This window comes from bacterium (assembly GCA_030018315.1).
In the GTDB taxonomy this organism is placed as follows: domain Bacteria; phylum Hydrothermota; class UBA3073; order JACQXS01; family JAGMCI01; genus JASEGA01.
This window is the reverse complement of sequence record JASEGA010000023.1, coordinates 1-16,217: the sequence shown is the minus strand read 5'-3', so window position 1 is coordinate 16,217 and position 16,217 is coordinate 1. Positions and strand designations below refer to the sequence as shown.

Sequence of the window (16,217 nt, the reverse complement as noted above, 5' to 3'; positions counted from 1 at the left end):
TAGATAGGAGGTGAACATGGTAACCGAATTTAAAAATGAGCCATTTGTGGACTTTGGAGTTCTTGAGAATCGGCAAAAGATGGAAAAAGCATTGTATGAAGTTAAGCAAGAACTTGGTAGAGAATACGACCTTATAATAGGTGGAAAAAAGATAAAGACAGAAAATAAATTTAAATCTTATAATCCTGCAGATAAAGGAGTAGTTGGAATACTGCAACAGCCGTCACAGAAGCAAGTAGAACAGGTAATTGAAGTAGCTTATGAGACATTCAAAAAATGGAGTCTAAGCTCAGCTGAGGAGAGGGCAGGGTATTTATTTAAAGCTGCGAGTACTATGAGAAAGAATAAGTTCAAACTATCGGCATGGCTTGTTTACGAAGTCGGTAAAAGTTGGGCAGAAGCTGACGGCGATATAGCTGAGGCAATTGACTTTTTAGAGTTTTATGCCAGAGAAGCATTGAGATATGGAGGACCACAAGAGTTGACTCCTATGCCGGGTGAAGCCAATGAACTCAAGTATATACCACTTGGAGTCGGTGCTGTCATTCCACCGTGGAATTTTCCTATGTCAATTCTTACAGGGATGACTTCGGCTGCACTCGTTACAGGTAATACAGTTGTGCTTAAACCATCTAGTGATTCACCAGTTACAGCATCTAAGTTTATGGAAGTTATGGAAGAGGTTGGTCTACCTCCGGGAGTTGTTAATTTTGTGACAGGCAAAGGAAGTGTAATTGGAGATACAATTGTAGCTCACCCACATACTAGATTTATTGCATTTACTGGGTCAAAAGAAGTTGGCTTACATATTAATGAACTTGCAGCCAAGACACAACCTAAACAAATCTGGATTAAGCGTGTCATAGCAGAAATGGGTGGAAAGGATGCCATAATTGTAGATGAAGATGCTAACCTTGAGGATGCAGCTACAGGTATCATTGCGTCAGCTTTCGGGTACCAGGGACAGAAATGCTCAGCGTGCTCCAGAGCAATAGTACTTGAGTCAATATATGATAATTTATTACCTATACTTATTGAGAAAGCTAAAAAGATAAAGGTCGGTAACCCGGTAGAGCCCGATACCTATATGGGACCAGTCATAAATGAACGAGCATATAAATCAATACTTGAGTATATAGAGATTGGCAAAAAAGAGGGTAAACTTGTTTGTGGTGGCAAATCTATTCCAGGAGTTGGCTATTTCATTGAACCTACTATAATAGCAGATGTGCCACCAGATGCGAGGATTGCACAAGAAGAAATCTTTGGACCTGTACTTGCAGTGATTAAGGCAAAAGACTTTAATAATGCAATAGAAATTGCTAACTCTACTATATATGGACTGACAGGTGCAGTTTATACTAAAAATAGACAGCATATAGAACTCGCTAAACAAGTATTTCATTGTGGTAATCTATACTTTAACCGCAAATGTACAGGCGCACTCGTAGGAGTGCACCCATTTGGTGGATTCAATATGTCAGGAACAGACTCAAAAGCAGGTGGCAGAGACTACCTTCTATTATTTACTCAAGCAAAAGTGATGGCTGAAAAGTTATGAGAAAATGACACATGCCATTCTGAACCGAAGCCCTGAACGTAGTGAAGGGGAAGTGAAGCATCTCCCCCATTTCTGTCATTCTGAGCGAAGCGAAGAATCTCAATAATGATTAAGGTTGGTAACTGTGGATGGGGGTTTGCGCCAGTTAAAGCAAAAGAGAAGGGAGTTAAAACTAAGCTACAAGCTTATGCAAAACACTTCAATGTAGTAGAAGTGAATTATACATTTTACAAGGTGCCTAAGTTAGCTACTGTGACTAAATGGAGAGAAGAAGTAGATGCAGTAACGAAGGAATTTGAGTTTAGCTTAAAAATATTTAAAGATATCACACACTTAAAAAGATTTGGTAAAGAATCTATCCCTGTTTTTGAGACACAAAGTAAGATTGCAAAGGCACTCAGGACAAAGGTTATATTATTCCAATGCCCAAAGAGCTTTACACCAGAGGCAGAGAATTTGAAAAGATTGGAGATATTTTTCAAGAATATTGATAGAAAAGATTTTATTTTAGTGCTTGAGGTAAGGTGGCGTGACCAATGGACTGAAGAAATTGTTAACCCATTGTTTAAGGAGCTCGAGATTAATCAATGTGTTGACCCATTTAGGCAAGACTGCTTTTATGCGAAAGATATTATCTATTATAGACTACATGGACTCGGCCCAAGGATGTACGATTATAAATTTAGTGATAAAGAGCTAAATATTCTTTACAAGAAAATAAAGGACGAAAAAAGACAAGTATACATCCTATTTAACAATTTTTATGCCTACGACGACGCAAATAGATTTACAAAATTAGTAGTCCAAAATGCATAAAATTAGGAATAGTAAAAATCAGGAGTACCTTATTTTGCTTTATCTGTTAGTTTCTTTGCCATACGGAGTTCTAACGGTAAATATCCTAAACCCTGGAATAAAGTCTTTGCAGGTACGTTATTGGTCCAAACTATCAACTCAAGAGTAGAAAGTCCTTTATTACCTGCCCAGTTTTCTATTTCCTGCATCAGTGTTTTACCAATACCACTACGACGAAACTCTTTATCTACACAAATATACTGGACTGTCAGATATGGTGCGTTCAATAAATCATCAGGGTGATTTTCAATTACTCCCATGACAAAACCTATTACTTTTCCACCTTGCTCGGCAACAAATATAACTGTCTCTTTGTTATTTAACGCTCTCGTAAATGATTCCGTTTCATTTGTTATGTTTATTGGATATCCCAGTGCATCGCCAAACCCATCCGGACTAATTTGGTGCATGAGTTTTGTCGCTTCTGCGTAGAGAGTAACGATTGAAGCTACATCTTCATCTTTTGCTAGTCTTATAGAAAAAGCCATCATTCACCTCTATAATTATTTACTCACCCATTCACAACTGACATTGTATCGTTGTAACCACCCCATAATGTCAGGGACAGGCACGTAGAGGGGACAGAGCCCATATTTATGATTCTGTGCCTCTCCTTGACTCTTGCTTTTTTCCATCAACCACAATATTTTATTTCTTCATTTTAATTTTAGCTCTAAATTCCAGAGAAGTCAACTGTTTTTATTTATTTGTACCACCATCTGGTCGTCCTGATTGGGCATAAAATAGACTGTTACGCCAGGCTTCATGACAAGGGGACGGATGCCATATTTTTCTTAACCCTACGCTTACCCACTTCACTTGAGGTGGGTACCTCTTCGAGTAATTCGCCATCGTTCGTAATTCATTTACCTTCGGTTGAACCCTCATCTCTGAAATCTACACTCTATGTCTATCCGTGTTCATCAGTGTTCCTATCCGTGTCACTCAGTGTTCTTTCTTTTCTTGACAAACTCGTAAATATTAAGTATAGTATTTACTCAAAGATGAAATAATGATTGCACAGATTGTAAAACAAGATTACACAGATGGAAAATCAGGTATACTGAATTTAAGCAGATGAGGAAAAGAGTCGTAATTATGGGAGCTGCAGGAAGGGACTTTCACAACTTTAATGTCTGCTTCAGAGATAACCAGAACTATGAGGTAGTCGCTTTTACCGCTACACAAATACCAGATATTGAAAATAGGAAATATCCAGCTAAACTATCCGGCAAATTATATCCACAAGGAATACCAATATATCCAGAAGCTGAGCTTAAAAATCTAATTAAAAAATACAAAATAGACATTGTTGTATTCTCTTATTCTGACGTCTCTCACGAATATGTTATGCACCGCGCATCAATTGCACTATCTTGTGGTGCAGATTATATGTTACTTGGACCCAAGTCTACGATGCTAAACTCAAATAAGCCAGTTGTCGCAATCGGCGCTGTGCGCACAGGAAGTGGAAAGTCGCAAACTACAAGGAGAGTGGCTGAGATTTTAAAAGAGATTGGTAAAAAAGTTGTAGTCATTCGTCATCCAATGCCATACGGAAATATTGAACAGCAGATAGTACAGAGATTTGAGACTGTAAAAGAGATTGCAGATGCCGGATGTACTATAGAAGAGGCAGAAGAGTACGAGCCACACATTACACGAGGAACAGTCCTTTATGCAGGTGTTGATTACGAGCAAATTTTACGACTCGCCGAAAAAGAAGCTGATGTGATTTTATGGGATGGCGGAAACAATGACTTCCCATTTTATAAGCCGGACATATTTATTGTGGTAGTTGACCCATTAAGGCAAGGACATGAACTACTTTATCACCCGGGTGAGACCTGCTTACGTATGGCGTCAGTAGTTGTGATAAACAAAGTTGATACTGCAAATCCATTGGAGGTGAAGAAATTAGAAAATACTGTGAAGGATGTAAATCCAGAGGCTACTGTGGTCAAAGCAGAATCACCTATATTTGCAGATAAGCCTACTCTTATAAAGAACAAGAGTGCACTTGTAATTGAAGATGGACCTACTCTCACTCATGGAGGGATGCAGTATGGAGCTGGCTTTATAGCGGCGAAGAAATTTGGCGCTAAAGAAATAATAGACCCAAGACCCTATGCAGTCGGCTCTATATCTGAAACTTATAAGAAATACCAAAATATAGACAAAATACTGCCAGCTATTGGGTATAGCAAAGAGCAAATAAGGGAGCTTGAAAATACAATAAATAGAACACTATGTGACATAGTTATAATTGCGACACCTGTTGATTTACGAAAGATTATAACTATTAAAAAGCCTACTATTAGAGTTACTTATGAATTAAAAGAAGTTAGTAAACCTGGTCTTAAAGAAATATTGACTAAATGGGTAAATAAGTTAGGAGGCTAAAATGAAGCGTAAACATAGAGAGTAGGAGCATGGGGGAATAATCTTTGTAGGGTGTCTACTCCTTGGTATGGGAATAGGTATGCTTTTTGGTAGGACAGATGCCGGTCTTTTTATAGGAGCGGGAGTCGGCTTTATAGCTATGGGACTTACTCGTATATTTGGAGTATTAGTATCAATGGCTTTTGAAAAAGAAGAAGAGGAGAAAGAGAAATAACAGTGATAGGCATTAGTTAAATAGATGCACGATTAACGATTTATGTTGAGGGCATTAATTACACTTGGCGGATTAGGTGCAGTACTTTCAACAATTATTGCAATTGCCTACAGTAAACTTGCCGTCCACGTATCTGAACGCCATAAACGATTACTGTCAGCTTTACCGGGCTCTAATTGCGGAGCTTGTGGCTTCCCCGGAGGATGCGAAGGGTATGCAAAGTTTTTAGAAAAAGGTGAAACAGATGTTGGATTGTGTGTGGTAGGTGGTAGAGAAACAGCTGAAAAGTTAGCAGAAATACTGGGAGTAGAGGCAAAAATTACTGAGCCTAAAGTAGCAATTTTAAGGTGCTGCGGTGATAAGCTTAACACTTATGAAAGGTTTAATTACATAGGGATTAAAGGATGCACTCAAGCCAATATTTTAGCTGAGGGACCTAAGTCTTGTAGATATGGATGCTTAGGATTTGGAGATTGTGTTGAAGTATGCACATTTGATGCTATTAAAATGGGCGAAAATGGATTGCCAGTGATAGACGATAAAAAATGCACTGGATGCGGAAATTGTGTTAAAGTATGCCCTAAAAATATAATAGAACTTATACCAAAAGCACAAAAAATTTATGTTGCGTGTAGTTCACCCGATTCTGCTAAAGCTACAAAAACTGTATGTAAGACTGGATGTATCGGATGCGGATTATGTGAGCGTTACTGTCCTTATAGCGCAATAAAAGTTGACAATGGATGTGCTAAGATAAACTTTGAGATGTGTCAAAACTGTGGTATATGTGTTTACAAATGCCCTACAAACACAATTTTAGATAAACTAAAGTCTAGACCTAAAGCTATAATTGGAACTAAGTGCACGGGGTGCGCTGAATGTGAGCCGGTATGCCCTACAAAAGCAATTAGTGGAAAACCTGGTGAACAATATCGGGTTACATTAGATAAGTGTATAGGATGCAGCCTTTGCTATAAAGTATGCAAGCCTAAGGCTATTACAATGGCATTCTCACTCGGATACGCTGAGGTGGTATAAATGAATATTATTATTTTTCTTATAAATTTTAATTACTCAATTGGATTTGGATACGGATACTACGCACCAAGCATTGAACAACTTAACTTATGGTTAGTACGAAATAGAGTTAGTGCAATAAGTCCAAGTGTTATTATTGGAACAGATGCCAGAATTACTATGAACCCATTTTATATGGATGCTGGAATTGATTACTTTAAAGCAAAGACAGCAGATGGCTCACGTAGCCTTACGGTTATCCCTATTGGGGTAAGTTTAAGTTATAAGTTATGGATATTGCCGGCACTTCTATCTTTCAACTCAGGAGCCGGCTATGAGCGCTATTTTACTCAATATAGTGAAAATAATGGCTTTAGGGCAAGTGGGTGGGGAAATGGGATGCCAGTTAAAATTGGACTTAATTTCATTGTAGTACGTGATGTATCATTAGACTTACTATTAGGATACAAGTTTGCTAATGTTAGTAAACTTAAGACTAAAGATGGCTTTCTTACAGATACAGACTATAGCATTATGACTATCAAACTATGGGGACCATTTTTAAAATTTAATTTTAGACGCGAGTTCTTTTAATGAAGGCTTTGATAATTATAGTTCAACTCTTAATCCTATTGTTTTCTATCATTATACACGAAATAGCACACGGATATACAGCACTCAAAAAAGGTGATACGACTGCAAGAGATTATGGTAGACTTACACTTAACCCTATCTCACATATAGACCTATTTGGTACAATAATACTGCCAATCATTTTAATCCTTATGAGAACAGGTATAATTATTGGATGGGCAAAGCCGGTCCCAATTAATCCTTACTACTTTAGGAATCCAAAACGCGACTTGATGTGGGTTGGAGCTGCCGGTCCAATGAGTAATATAGGGATTGCAATTATACTTGCTCTTATATTTAGAATTGGAATATTGAAGGGTTATAGCGTTACTGCAGAATTTGTTACCTATGGAATAGCTATAAATTTATTGCTCGCTTTCTTTAACCTTGTCCCTGTACCACCACTGGATGGGTCACGTATTTTACAGGGCTTCCTATCATACGAGGCACAGGAAAAATATTTAAGATTAGAAAGATTTGGCTTCTTTATTATATTCTTACTGCTATGGATGGGACTTTTTGACTATATTCTTATACCTATTATGAAATTCTTCTTCCACCTCCTTACAGGAATACCAATATCTATTTAACGCAATTACTTAAGTTATCCTAAAACGAATGTAATAAATGACAGGTAAAAGTGGACAAGCCGAATGGCAACGAATAATTCGAATAATTCGCTATCATTCGTGTAATTCGTTTACATTTTTCTATGAAAGTCAGTTTTATAACTTTTGGCTGCAGGCTAAACCAATATAAGACTGAGTGGCTACGTGAAGAATTTGAAATAGCAGGCTTTAAAGTAATACCACATCCTTGTCATTCTGAACAAAGTGAAGAATCTCAATATGCAGTTCAGGACAGACTCCGCGAAGGGGAAGAATCTCATCACACTCGTCAGGCAGAGGATGTTGACGTCTGCGTAATTAACACTTGTGCTGTCACAGCTCACGCAGCAAGGGAAGCTAGAAATATCATAAGAACATACAGTCAACGAGGCAAAAACTCAAAGCCACCCAATAACTCAATGAACTCTATGAACTCAAATAAACCTTTTATTATTGTTACTGGCTGTTATGCAAAGGTGTATCAGGATGAAATAAAATCAATAAAAGGAGTTAATCTTATAGAACCAGATTACAAAAAAATAGTTACTGATTTTCTCAAAGTCCCTATACTACAATCAATTAAGAAATTTGCAGACCACACCAAAGCATTCGTGAAAGTGCAGGAAGGATGTGACCAGTTTTGCAGTTATTGCATAGTTCCTTACGCAAGAGGAGCACCTAAGTCAAGACCTATTGAAGAGATAATCGCTGAAGTCAACGCTCTTATTGCTAACGGATACGAAGAATTTGTACTCACAGGCACAAACCTTAGTAAATGTGATAACCTTCTGGGTATAATTAAATCAATCAGCCAAATCCATGGTGTCCATTGGCTTGGGATTGGCTCAATTGAGCCACTTGGGATTTCAGACGAGTTTTTAGACTACATTGGAAGTGGGGGTTTGATTAATCAAACCCCTACTTCCAAATTTTATAAATACATCCATTTACCACTACAAAGTGGTGATAACTCAATTCTTAAATTAATGAACCGCTGGTATACTGCTGAAGAATATGAGGACCTAATTTACAAAATTAAAGAAAAGATACCATCAGTTGCTATAGGTGCAGATGTCATTGTCGGCTTCCCAGGTGAAGGAGAGACTGAATTTGCAAACACTTACGATTTAATTCAGCGGTCACCTATTTCAAGGCTTCATGTATTTAGATATTCAAAAAGACCGGGCACTAAAGCAGCAAACTTTAAGAATGAAGTGCCTGAAAAGACAAAAAAAGAGAGAAGTAGAATTATTAGAGAACTCGGTGACAAGAAGTGGGAAGCATTCAGAGAACAGTTCATAGGTAAGACTCTTGAAGCACATATTGAATCAAAGACAATTGAAGCATGGTATTCTAAACCCACATCTCATCCATTTGCTTACAGGCATACTGAGGGTAGGTTTGGGTCTTCTGACCCAAATACCACTATGACTTCTTCTTTTCATTCTGACCACATTCCTCTGTCATTGCGAGCGCCAGCGAAGCAATCTCATAAATTCAGCGAAGGGGAAGAATCTCAGTATTTACTTGGAGTGACACAGAATTACATAAAAGTCCTATTTAAATCTAATTTAAATCTTACCAAAAGATTTGTTAATTTAAGGATTAAAAAAATTGTCGGCCCCAAAACATACGGAGAATTAGTAAGTGGATATATGAGCACAGTCTAACTCAATGAAATGTTTCTTGACCGCGTCAAAGTAATAGTTAAAGCCGGTAAGGGAGGCGACGGCTGTATAAGTTTTAGACGCGAAAAATACATCCCAAAAGGTGGCCCAGATGGAGGTGACGGAGGTGACGGAGGTAATGTAGTATTGGAAGTAGACCGTAATCTTAACACCTTATACCACCTCTATTTTACACCTCATATCAAAGCAGAAAATGGACAGCAGGGTAAAGGTAAAAATATGCACGGCAAAAATGGGATAGATAAAGTAATTAGAGTGCCACCAGGAACAGTTGTATACAATTGTAGGGGTGGGGTTACCCCGTCCCTACTTGCAGACTTAACTTATACAGGTGAACGATTCATAGCTGCTAAAGGGGGTAAAGGTGGTAGAGGAAACACAAGATTTAAAACAGCAACTAACCAAGCACCACGTGAAAGGGAGCTCGGTGAACAAGGTGAAGCCAAGACATTATTACTTGAACTCAAGCTAATTGCAGATGTCGGTCTCGTTGGCTACCCAAATGCGGGTAAATCTACACTGCTATCTAAAGTCTCAAATGCTAAGCCGAAGATTGCTGAATACCCATTTACTACACTGAAACCTAACTTAGGTGTTACTTACATAGATGACAAAAAAATTACATTCGCTGATATTCCAGGTATAATAGAAGACGCACACAAAGGAAAAGGACTGGGACTCGATTTCTTGCGCCATATAGAACGAACAAGAGTCATAATTTACATACTTGATATAACACAAAACCCAGTAGCTCAGTATAAGAGTTTAAAAGACGAAATTAGGGAATACAATCCAATTATACTAAAGAAGCCCTATATTGTGGGAGTGAATAAAATAGACCTTATGAAAACAAAAATAGCAATAAAAGATGCAATCTACATCTCTGCATTAAAAGGAGACGGAATTGAGACACTGATATCAAGACTAAAAGGCTTATTGTAATCTGTAATTTGTAATCTGTATATACTACCCATCCCTGTCATTCTGAGTAAAGCAAAGAATCTAATTTATTATTCGTTAAATTTGCTGTCAAGAAAGTAGTTGATTTCGCAGAAATTTAGAATATAGTAGAAGAAAAATGGAAAAGAAGATATGAGGTACTGGGGTAAAAAAGTAAGGAAGATTCAAGAAATAAGTGATAAAAATGGTAGTCCGTCACCTATTTTCTTCACAGTAGAAAAATTTGAAGAACTTGTAAAAGCATCATTAAAGACAATTCCAGAAGAATTTTTGAGTAAATTGGACAATATTGAAATCTGTGTTGAAAATAGGCCGAGTTCAGATTTATTACATAAATTTAAGGGCAGGAAACTATTTGGTGTTTATCAAGGAACTCCACAAGTTCTAAAAAATAGATCTGTCTTTTCCTATCCTGCTAGAATTAGTTTGTTCATTAACAGAGTGCTTGATTTAGACGAGTTTAAAGATAGAAAAGAAATGAATAAACCTTTTCCTGAAGGTGACTTTATCTACTCTGAATGTGAAGAAAGAATAAATAAAATGCTGGAAATTAGAGAATCTTGATATGAACTGGAAGAATAAATTATATTTTGGTGACAACTTAGACATTTTAATGAAATAATTTGGTGTTATTCGAGACCGAGTGCTCCAAAACAAAGACAACTTTACAGGGTTCACGAAGTTATCTTGTAGTATAGTAAAAGTAAGATTTGGCAATTTTATCCAGATAGAATAAAACAACCCTAAGGGGAACCGGTAAAACTTAAAGAAGGTGGAAAATTTCCTGAAGATTGGATATATATTCCTCCTCTAAAAGGGCAATTCGGAAGAATATATGGGCTATCCAACTCAGAAGCCTGAGAAGCTTTTGGAAAGGATAATAAAAGCGAGTAGTGATGAGGGAGGTTTAGTTTTAGACCCCTTTTGTGGTTGTGGCACTGCAGTTGTAGTCGCAGAAAGATTAAATAGGAGATGGATAGGGATAGATATAACTTATCTTGCTATTGATGTAATTTTTAAAAGGTTTAAGAAAATTGAAAAGAAAGAAGGTATAAAATTTAATTTTGAAATAGATGGTGAGCCAAAAGATGTTTATTCAGCAAAGAAGCTTTGTCAAGGTGCTGATTTTTGGCATTTTAATAACTTTTAGAGAAAAACCGACACAAGGAATGATTGAAGAAGCATCGGGTGAATACTTTCATCCCGGTAAAAAGGGTATTCCCAAGATTCAATTTTTATCAGTAGAGCAAACTAACATTTTACCTGGTAAATTGAGGTAGGTGTAGTAAAATTATGGGATAGTCTTTATGTGTAGAATTATTGGAAAGAAGACGATGCTTTAAATATGTAAGAGGTTAAAATGAGAGATATATTAACAAACATTTTAGTATGTGTAATGGTTTCCGGATTACAAGTCAAGACCACAGCGTTGTTGATACAGTAAAATTTAAAATTGAAAATATATTTCTTAGAATATCTGCTTTAGAGCAAGGACAATCTTTTATTCCCTTGAAAAAATTGCAAGATCAGAAATGTAGGGGAAGATGGTCTCAGTTCTCTATAAATTCTTATATTTCATAATCTTACACCAATACTTCCTTTTATAAAAAATATCAGGTTAACAACTGTTATTGGAAACATAGTAAAAAAGCCTATTAACGCTAAACCATGTAATTGAATTTTTAAGGCAAAATAAAGGAGTGATAGACAGAGCATCCCGTAGCCAACTACTGGGATCAAAAAAATGGACTTATCAATTTTAGTAGGCTCTTGAGGAGAGAAATATTCAAATACTCTAAATATACCTGTTGATATAGTTGCTACAATAAACCAACCAATAAAATTGCCAAGTGGTATATTATAGTAAGGACCGCCAGCTAACCAAATCCAGTTCCTAGTTTTCACTTGTAGTGGCTCCATGAAAAAGTCAATAGATACAACAACTAACCCATCAAGGAATATCAACAAAGGTAACAAGATAGCACCACCTATATGTTTATTGGGCTTAGACTTACCTACCCAAAAGAGAAAAGAGGAAACAATATTATAACTTATGTAAATAAAGACTGCCCAATATAATAGAACTAAGAGAGGGATATTAAAAAATATTAATTTATTATTAAGCTGATAAACAAAATGACCACCAAATAAAGTGCCATATTTTAGACCAAACATTTCAAATATCAACGCTGTTAATAAAGCAAGGCAGATAAAAACAAGACCACGAAAATAAGTTAGTGTCCATACAGCATGGAGTATTAACAATACTACTGGTAAAAAAAGCTTGAAAAAATCAATTAATGAAAGACCTGGGGCCAAACTCATCCCACTCGAACTGCCAATTATATGAGCCACTCCTACAACGACTGTAAAAATAAATATTACCCAAAGAATTCTCTCTCGGTGTTTTTTTATACTATTTTTCATAATTAGTTAGAAGTAGATAAAGCTCTGGGTAAGAGCTATAGGGACACAATACTTAATAGAACTTTGGCAAGAGCAACTATTTTACTTGTTTTCTTAATGAATTTGGTAATAACTTTAACAATTTTGGGTTTACTTCGATTAGTCGCATAATATCTGCTAAGTCTTTTTGGCGCTTACTTGGCCTTCGAGTTATATCCTTGTATGCCCATATTTTGCTGTGTAAAACATCTTCAATGCAGGCTACAGGTAATTTATAACCTAGAACAGTTTTAATTTTTGAATGAGTGAGAAATTTCTGATACCTTGGGTCAGTTTTAAGTTGAATGCGGAGGTCAGACTTATTAGTGCGTAGATTTATACTATGAGATTTTTTGGTAATGGAAAAACGCTTGCCAAGTATCTTTAATAGAACGTCTAGCTGATTAGCAGAAATGACTACATCAAGGTCTAGACTAACAACAGGCTCAGCATAAGCATTGACAGCTAAGCCACCTATTATGCAGAATTTTACATTTTGGGCATTAAGGATATCAAGGAACTCCTGTAATAGGTCATACTCACTATTAGTAACTTTATTCATAAACAATTTACCTGTCATATCTCTACACTAATAGGGATTTTTATTTTTTATCTTAGTGTGCCTTCGTAGTGGGCTGTCAGCTGACGATCCTTGACTTCTTTAGGGGTATAGTCTGGTAATAATATTGGGGATATTCTATCGGTCTTTATACCTGCATTTTTTAGCTCAGCCTCATACCGGTTAATATGATTTAGAGTTAGTTTACCAAGTTTAACTTGCTTTGAACGCTGACCCGCATTTATTCCTGCCCTACGACCAAATACATTGTAGTCAAGGACAGAGTTACCCATTAGCCTATTCCTGCCATGAACCCCACCAGATGCCTCGCCTGCTACATAAAGGTTAGATAGATTAGTTTCACAGCGCTCGTTTATCTCGATGCCACCATTCTGGTAATGTAGAGTCGGATATATAAGCATTGGCTCACAGGTTATATCAATACCAAATCTGCTAAATTGACGCACCATAGCCGGTAAGTTGCGCTTGATTGTGCCATCACCATGCAACATGTCAATTATTGGCGAATCTAACCACACTCCTACTCTACCAGTATGAGTCTTAATTCCTTTATCTCTTTCAAGACATTCCCTTATAAATGCAGCTGCCTCTATATCTCTTGGCTCAAGTGGGAATACAAACAATTCGCCAACCTTATTTACGGGCTGAGCACCAAGACCACGGACTTCCTCAGTTACTAGGAAACCAAGAATTTGCTCCGGATACACAGCACCTGTCGGATGGTACTGGACTGAGTCCATATAAAGTAATTTTGCACCCGCCCTATACGCAATGACAATGCCATCTGCTGTCGCCCCATAATGGTTGGTTGTCGGGAAGCCTTTTATGTGTAATCTGCCAAATCCACCTGTTGTTATGATTGTTGTTTTTGACTTTACTAAGGAATATTCTTCTGTGTCAAGGTCGTATAGGACACCACCTGCTACCTGTCCCTTATCATCCATAATTAGTTCTACACAGGGCGCAAATTCCATAACCTTAATATCATCAGGGTAGCTCTTTACCTCATCCATAAGAACTCGCATAATAGTAGCTCCGGTATAATCTCTTGCAGATAGCATCCTACGCCTGGAGGTGCCACCACCTGCTTTAGTTACATAGTGGCCATCTGCACCTTTATCCCACATAACACCGAGCTCCTCAAGCCAGGTTACTATCATTGGAGCATCGGTTACAAGTGCTCTTACAAGATCTGGCTTATTATCAAAATGACCGCCACCCATAGCATCTAAGTAATGGATAATTGGTGAATCATGTGGATTTACTGATGCCTGCATACCACCCTGTGACATCATTGAGTTAGAATCACCAAGCCTGAGTTTGGTTGAAATTATAACATTTGCACCCTCATTTCTTGCAAACAATGCTGCCTCACAGCCGGCACCACCACCACCTATTATTAAGACATCTGTCTCATAGGCTGGGTTTGCTAAGTCAAATAATGATGAGTCTATCCTTGAATGCGACTCAAGTAAATCAGCTACCTCAGTTGTTATTTTATCACCTTTATTTGGACCTACTCTTACTTCTCTTCTTGCATCTTCTTTATAATCTGGATGAAATTTTGATAAAACTTCACCACGCTCCTTCTCTGTCATAGGCTTAAATACTTTCTCACCCGACTTTGCAATCTTAAGCCTATCAGCACGTGTGCGCTCAACTAACTTCAACGACTCCTGCATATAATCTGGATACATAGTTCTAAGTGATTTTAAAATCTAAATCCCGCGCATAATACCGTTTGCTAACTTCATCTTTACTCATAGATGATAGCTCACTAAGTTCTTTGTCATACTTATGGTCTTCAATTTCTTTAACTCGTGTCTTTATGAATTCACCTTTTGGTGATAAATACTTACCGTATAGACGGCGTGCAAGTAAGCCAACTTGGTATTGAACTATCTCAGCCGGGCAACGCATTGCACATAGACCACACATAATACAATCAAATGATATATCAGCCGCCTTCTCAATATCACCCTTTATAATAGCCTGAATATAGTCCATAACTTCAATATTTTGTGGACAAGCCTTTGTGCAAGTATTACAGGATAAGCACCTGAACACCTCTGGATATAATTTTTGAAATACATCTACACTCGGCGTAAGTTTGGATATATCATAAATTACCTTCTCTGCCGGTACAAATGGAATTTGGACAAGTTGCATATCCTTCTCTACTACTGTGCCACAAGCTAGACCAGTCCTTAGTTTATAATCGCCAGGTAGCCTGTATACAGTAGAACAGGCACCACAAAAACCTTCCCTACAGCCACAGCCTCGCTTGAGCTGAAAGCCTGCATACTCAAGTGCTGTTATTATTGTTGAGCCCTCTGGCACATTATAGCGCTTGCCCATTATAAATATAGATACTTTACCCATTCCTACCGATTATTTTTTAAAATTACCCTTCCTGTCTCCACATCTGGTATAATGTGTAATTTTTCCATAGTTTCAACGCCAAGTATTGAATAACTTTTACGAGTTAAGAGTATCGCTTCGCCTATTGTTTTTCTAATTTTCCTGTTAAGGATGTAAATTTTTATTCCTACTTTATATAGTTTTGCGGTTGACCATCTCCCATCTGCTGTTTCCACATCGCATTCACCAATATATTCTGGGTCAATTTTTTCAACTATTTCTTGAGTTAAAATAGTTAAGTCAGCTCCTGAATTTATAAGTGTATTTACTTCTATTTCTCCTTTTTGCCCTTTGTATATGATTTTTTCGTATACTCTCGGCACAATACCTCCAGTATATCTATATTTTTAGTCTTTCAACTGTATCAATGTGTACTTTTTTCTTTTTTAACTCTTTCTTCTATGCAGGGATCACATTAACTGCCTTCCTGCCACCACGGATAGTTCTAAACTCAACTATCCCTGTAGTAGTGGCAAAAAGGGTGTCATCACCACCCCTGCCTACATTTAGACCAGGATGTATCCTGGTGCCACGCTGCCTTACAATAATAGTGCCAGGGCGCACAAATTCACCACCATACCTTTTGACACCTAAATATTTTGGACAACTATCCCTACCATTCTTTGACGAACCCAATCCTTTTTTATGTGCCATTTTAACCTCCTAATTTTTTATTTTATAACTTAGTAATCCAATTGTCAAGAACTTTTAATTTCCTACTGTTACTGTTAAGGTAGAATGTCCTCTTTATTGTTAAGCAAGAATGTCCTCATGTTCTATATTATACTCTATATCTCTTGCCTTTGCAAGTTTTTTCTTCCCATTTACTGAA

General features: G+C 37.2%; 18 protein-coding genes. 11 read left to right on the top strand and 7 right to left on the bottom strand.

Translation table 11 applies throughout. The features are described from left to right. The first annotated feature begins 16 nt into the window (after window positions 1–16). A complete protein-coding gene (gene pruA / locus QMD71_07755; protein ID MDI6840723.1) occupies window positions 17–1,561 on the top strand; it encodes an L-glutamate gamma-semialdehyde dehydrogenase in 1,545 nt (514 codons plus the stop codon). A gap of 105 nt (window positions 1,562–1,666) precedes the next feature. Further along, window positions 1,667–2,377 (top strand): DUF72 domain-containing protein, encoded by a 711-nt coding sequence (locus QMD71_07750; protein MDI6840722.1) that lies wholly within the window; start codon window positions 1,667–1,669, stop codon window positions 2,375–2,377. A 29-nt stretch (window positions 2,378–2,406) separates the two neighbouring features. On the opposite strand, the gene QMD71_07745 is transcribed toward QMD71_07750, so the two are convergent. Next, the gene (locus QMD71_07745) at window positions 2,407–2,907 is read right to left on the bottom strand and encodes a GNAT family N-acetyltransferase (protein MDI6840721.1); all 501 of its coding nucleotides are present in this window, start codon (window positions 2,905–2,907) and stop codon (window positions 2,407–2,409) included. A 586-nt stretch (window positions 2,908–3,493) separates the two neighbouring features. Here QMD71_07745 and QMD71_07740 point away from each other — a divergent pair. The 9 genes from QMD71_07740 to QMD71_07700 all read left to right on the top strand — a co-directional run bounded on the left by QMD71_07740 (window position 3,494) and on the right by QMD71_07700 (window position 11,089). Then, window positions 3,494–4,819 (top strand): cyclic 2,3-diphosphoglycerate synthase, encoded by a 1,326-nt coding sequence (locus QMD71_07740; GenBank protein ID MDI6840720.1) that lies wholly within the window; start codon window positions 3,494–3,496, stop codon window positions 4,817–4,819. A gap of 67 nt (window positions 4,820–4,886) precedes the next feature. Continuing rightward, window positions 4,887–5,033 carry a hypothetical protein gene (locus QMD71_07735; GenBank protein MDI6840719.1) on the top strand — a complete coding sequence of 49 codons (147 nt, stop codon included), beginning with the start codon at window positions 4,887–4,889 and terminating at the stop codon, window positions 5,031–5,033. A gap of 42 nt (window positions 5,034–5,075) precedes the next feature. Continuing rightward, the gene (locus tag QMD71_07730) at window positions 5,076–6,071 is read left to right on the top strand and encodes a 4Fe-4S binding protein (protein ID MDI6840718.1); all 996 of its coding nucleotides are present in this window, start codon (window positions 5,076–5,078) and stop codon (window positions 6,069–6,071) included. Next, entirely contained in the window at window positions 6,072–6,644 is a 573-nt protein-coding gene (locus QMD71_07725; GenBank protein ID MDI6840717.1) for a hypothetical protein, read from the top strand. It abuts the gene before it with no gap. After that, the gene (locus tag QMD71_07720; protein ID MDI6840716.1) at window positions 6,644–7,273 is read left to right on the top strand and encodes a site-2 protease family protein; all 630 of its coding nucleotides are present in this window, start codon (window positions 6,644–6,646) and stop codon (window positions 7,271–7,273) included. The genes QMD71_07725 and QMD71_07720 overlap by 1 nt, the downstream gene beginning before the upstream one ends. 122 nt (window positions 7,274–7,395) lie before the next feature. Continuing rightward, window positions 7,396–8,961: a MiaB/RimO family radical SAM methylthiotransferase gene (locus QMD71_07715; GenBank protein MDI6840715.1), complete on the top strand. Its 1,566-nt coding sequence runs from the start codon at window positions 7,396–7,398 to the stop codon at window positions 8,959–8,961. Between the two features lie 9 nt (window positions 8,962–8,970). Then, window positions 8,971–9,921, top strand: a complete 951-nt coding sequence (obgE, locus tag QMD71_07710; protein ID MDI6840714.1) for a GTPase ObgE — start codon at window positions 8,971–8,973, stop codon at window positions 9,919–9,921. Between the two features lie 150 nt (window positions 9,922–10,071). Continuing rightward, window positions 10,072–10,503 (top strand): hypothetical protein, encoded by a 432-nt coding sequence (locus QMD71_07705; protein MDI6840713.1) that lies wholly within the window; start codon window positions 10,072–10,074, stop codon window positions 10,501–10,503. 271 nt (window positions 10,504–10,774) lie between these two features. Next, window positions 10,775–11,089 carry a site-specific DNA-methyltransferase gene (locus QMD71_07700; protein MDI6840712.1) on the top strand — a complete coding sequence of 105 codons (315 nt, stop codon included), beginning with the start codon at window positions 10,775–10,777 and terminating at the stop codon, window positions 11,087–11,089. Window positions 11,090–11,514: 425 nt separating this feature from the next. Here the strand turns inward: QMD71_07700 and QMD71_07695 are convergent, their stop codons facing one another. The 6 genes from QMD71_07695 to rpmA all read right to left on the bottom strand — a co-directional run bounded on the left by QMD71_07695 (window position 11,515) and on the right by rpmA (window position 16,039). Then, window positions 11,515–12,264 (bottom strand): carotenoid biosynthesis protein, encoded by a 750-nt coding sequence (locus tag QMD71_07695; protein ID MDI6840711.1) that lies wholly within the window; start codon window positions 12,262–12,264, stop codon window positions 11,515–11,517. Between the two features lie 178 nt (window positions 12,265–12,442). Continuing rightward, on the bottom strand, window positions 12,443–12,946 hold the full coding sequence (locus QMD71_07690) for a hypothetical protein (protein MDI6840710.1): 504 nt from the start codon (window positions 12,944–12,946) through the stop codon (window positions 12,443–12,445). 47 nt (window positions 12,947–12,993) lie between these two features. Beyond that, window positions 12,994–14,661, bottom strand: coding sequence for an FAD-binding protein (locus QMD71_07685; GenBank protein ID MDI6840709.1), 1,668 nt, complete (start codon window positions 14,659–14,661; stop codon window positions 12,994–12,996). A 4-nt stretch (window positions 14,662–14,665) separates the two neighbouring features. After that, window positions 14,666–15,346, bottom strand: coding sequence for a 4Fe-4S dicluster domain-containing protein (locus QMD71_07680; GenBank protein ID MDI6840708.1), 681 nt, complete (start codon window positions 15,344–15,346; stop codon window positions 14,666–14,668). Between the two features lie 2 nt (window positions 15,347–15,348). Beyond that, window positions 15,349–15,708 carry a hypothetical protein gene (locus QMD71_07675; GenBank protein MDI6840707.1) on the bottom strand — a complete coding sequence of 120 codons (360 nt, stop codon included), beginning with the start codon at window positions 15,706–15,708 and terminating at the stop codon, window positions 15,349–15,351. Between the two features lie 76 nt (window positions 15,709–15,784). Beyond that, entirely contained in the window at window positions 15,785–16,039 is a 255-nt protein-coding gene (rpmA, locus tag QMD71_07670; GenBank protein MDI6840706.1) for a 50S ribosomal protein L27, read from the bottom strand. Window positions 16,040–16,217 lie beyond the last annotated feature (178 nt).

What these genes read in the sequence shown, in the direction of transcription:
- pruA (MDI6840723.1), top strand. Translation starts at nt 17, where the DNA reads ATGGTAACCGAATTTAAAAATGAGCCATTTGTGGACTTTGGAGTTCTT.
- QMD71_07750 (MDI6840722.1), top strand. Translation starts at nt 1,667, where the DNA reads ATGATTAAGGTTGGTAACTGTGGATGGGGGTTTGCGCCAGTTAAAGCA.
- QMD71_07745 (MDI6840721.1), bottom strand. Translation starts at nt 2,907, where the DNA reads ATGATGGCTTTTTCTATAAGACTAGCAAAAGATGAAGATGTAGCTTCA.
- QMD71_07740 (MDI6840720.1), top strand. Translation starts at nt 3,494, where the DNA reads ATGAGGAAAAGAGTCGTAATTATGGGAGCTGCAGGAAGGGACTTTCAC.
- QMD71_07735 (MDI6840719.1), top strand. Translation starts at nt 4,887, where the DNA reads ATGGGAATAGGTATGCTTTTTGGTAGGACAGATGCCGGTCTTTTTATA.
- QMD71_07730 (MDI6840718.1), top strand. Translation starts at nt 5,076, where the DNA reads ATGTTGAGGGCATTAATTACACTTGGCGGATTAGGTGCAGTACTTTCA.
- QMD71_07725 (MDI6840717.1), top strand. Translation starts at nt 6,072, where the DNA reads ATGAATATTATTATTTTTCTTATAAATTTTAATTACTCAATTGGATTT.
- QMD71_07720 (MDI6840716.1), top strand. Translation starts at nt 6,644, where the DNA reads ATGAAGGCTTTGATAATTATAGTTCAACTCTTAATCCTATTGTTTTCT.
- QMD71_07715 (MDI6840715.1), top strand. Translation starts at nt 7,396, where the DNA reads ATGAAAGTCAGTTTTATAACTTTTGGCTGCAGGCTAAACCAATATAAG.
- obgE (MDI6840714.1), top strand. Translation starts at nt 8,971, where the DNA reads ATGTTTCTTGACCGCGTCAAAGTAATAGTTAAAGCCGGTAAGGGAGGC.
- QMD71_07705 (MDI6840713.1), top strand. Translation starts at nt 10,072, where the DNA reads ATGAGGTACTGGGGTAAAAAAGTAAGGAAGATTCAAGAAATAAGTGAT.
- QMD71_07700 (MDI6840712.1), top strand. Translation starts at nt 10,775, where the DNA reads ATGGGCTATCCAACTCAGAAGCCTGAGAAGCTTTTGGAAAGGATAATA.
- QMD71_07695 (MDI6840711.1), bottom strand. Translation starts at nt 12,264, where the DNA reads ATGAGTTTGGCCCCAGGTCTTTCATTAATTGATTTTTTCAAGCTTTTT.
- QMD71_07690 (MDI6840710.1), bottom strand. Translation starts at nt 12,946, where the DNA reads ATGAATAAAGTTACTAATAGTGAGTATGACCTATTACAGGAGTTCCTT.
- QMD71_07685 (MDI6840709.1), bottom strand. Translation starts at nt 14,661, where the DNA reads ATGTATCCAGATTATATGCAGGAGTCGTTGAAGTTAGTTGAGCGCACA.
- QMD71_07680 (MDI6840708.1), bottom strand. Translation starts at nt 15,346, where the DNA reads ATGGGTAAAGTATCTATATTTATAATGGGCAAGCGCTATAATGTGCCA.
- rpmA (MDI6840706.1), bottom strand. Translation starts at nt 16,039, where the DNA reads ATGGCACATAAAAAAGGATTGGGTTCGTCAAAGAATGGTAGGGATAGT.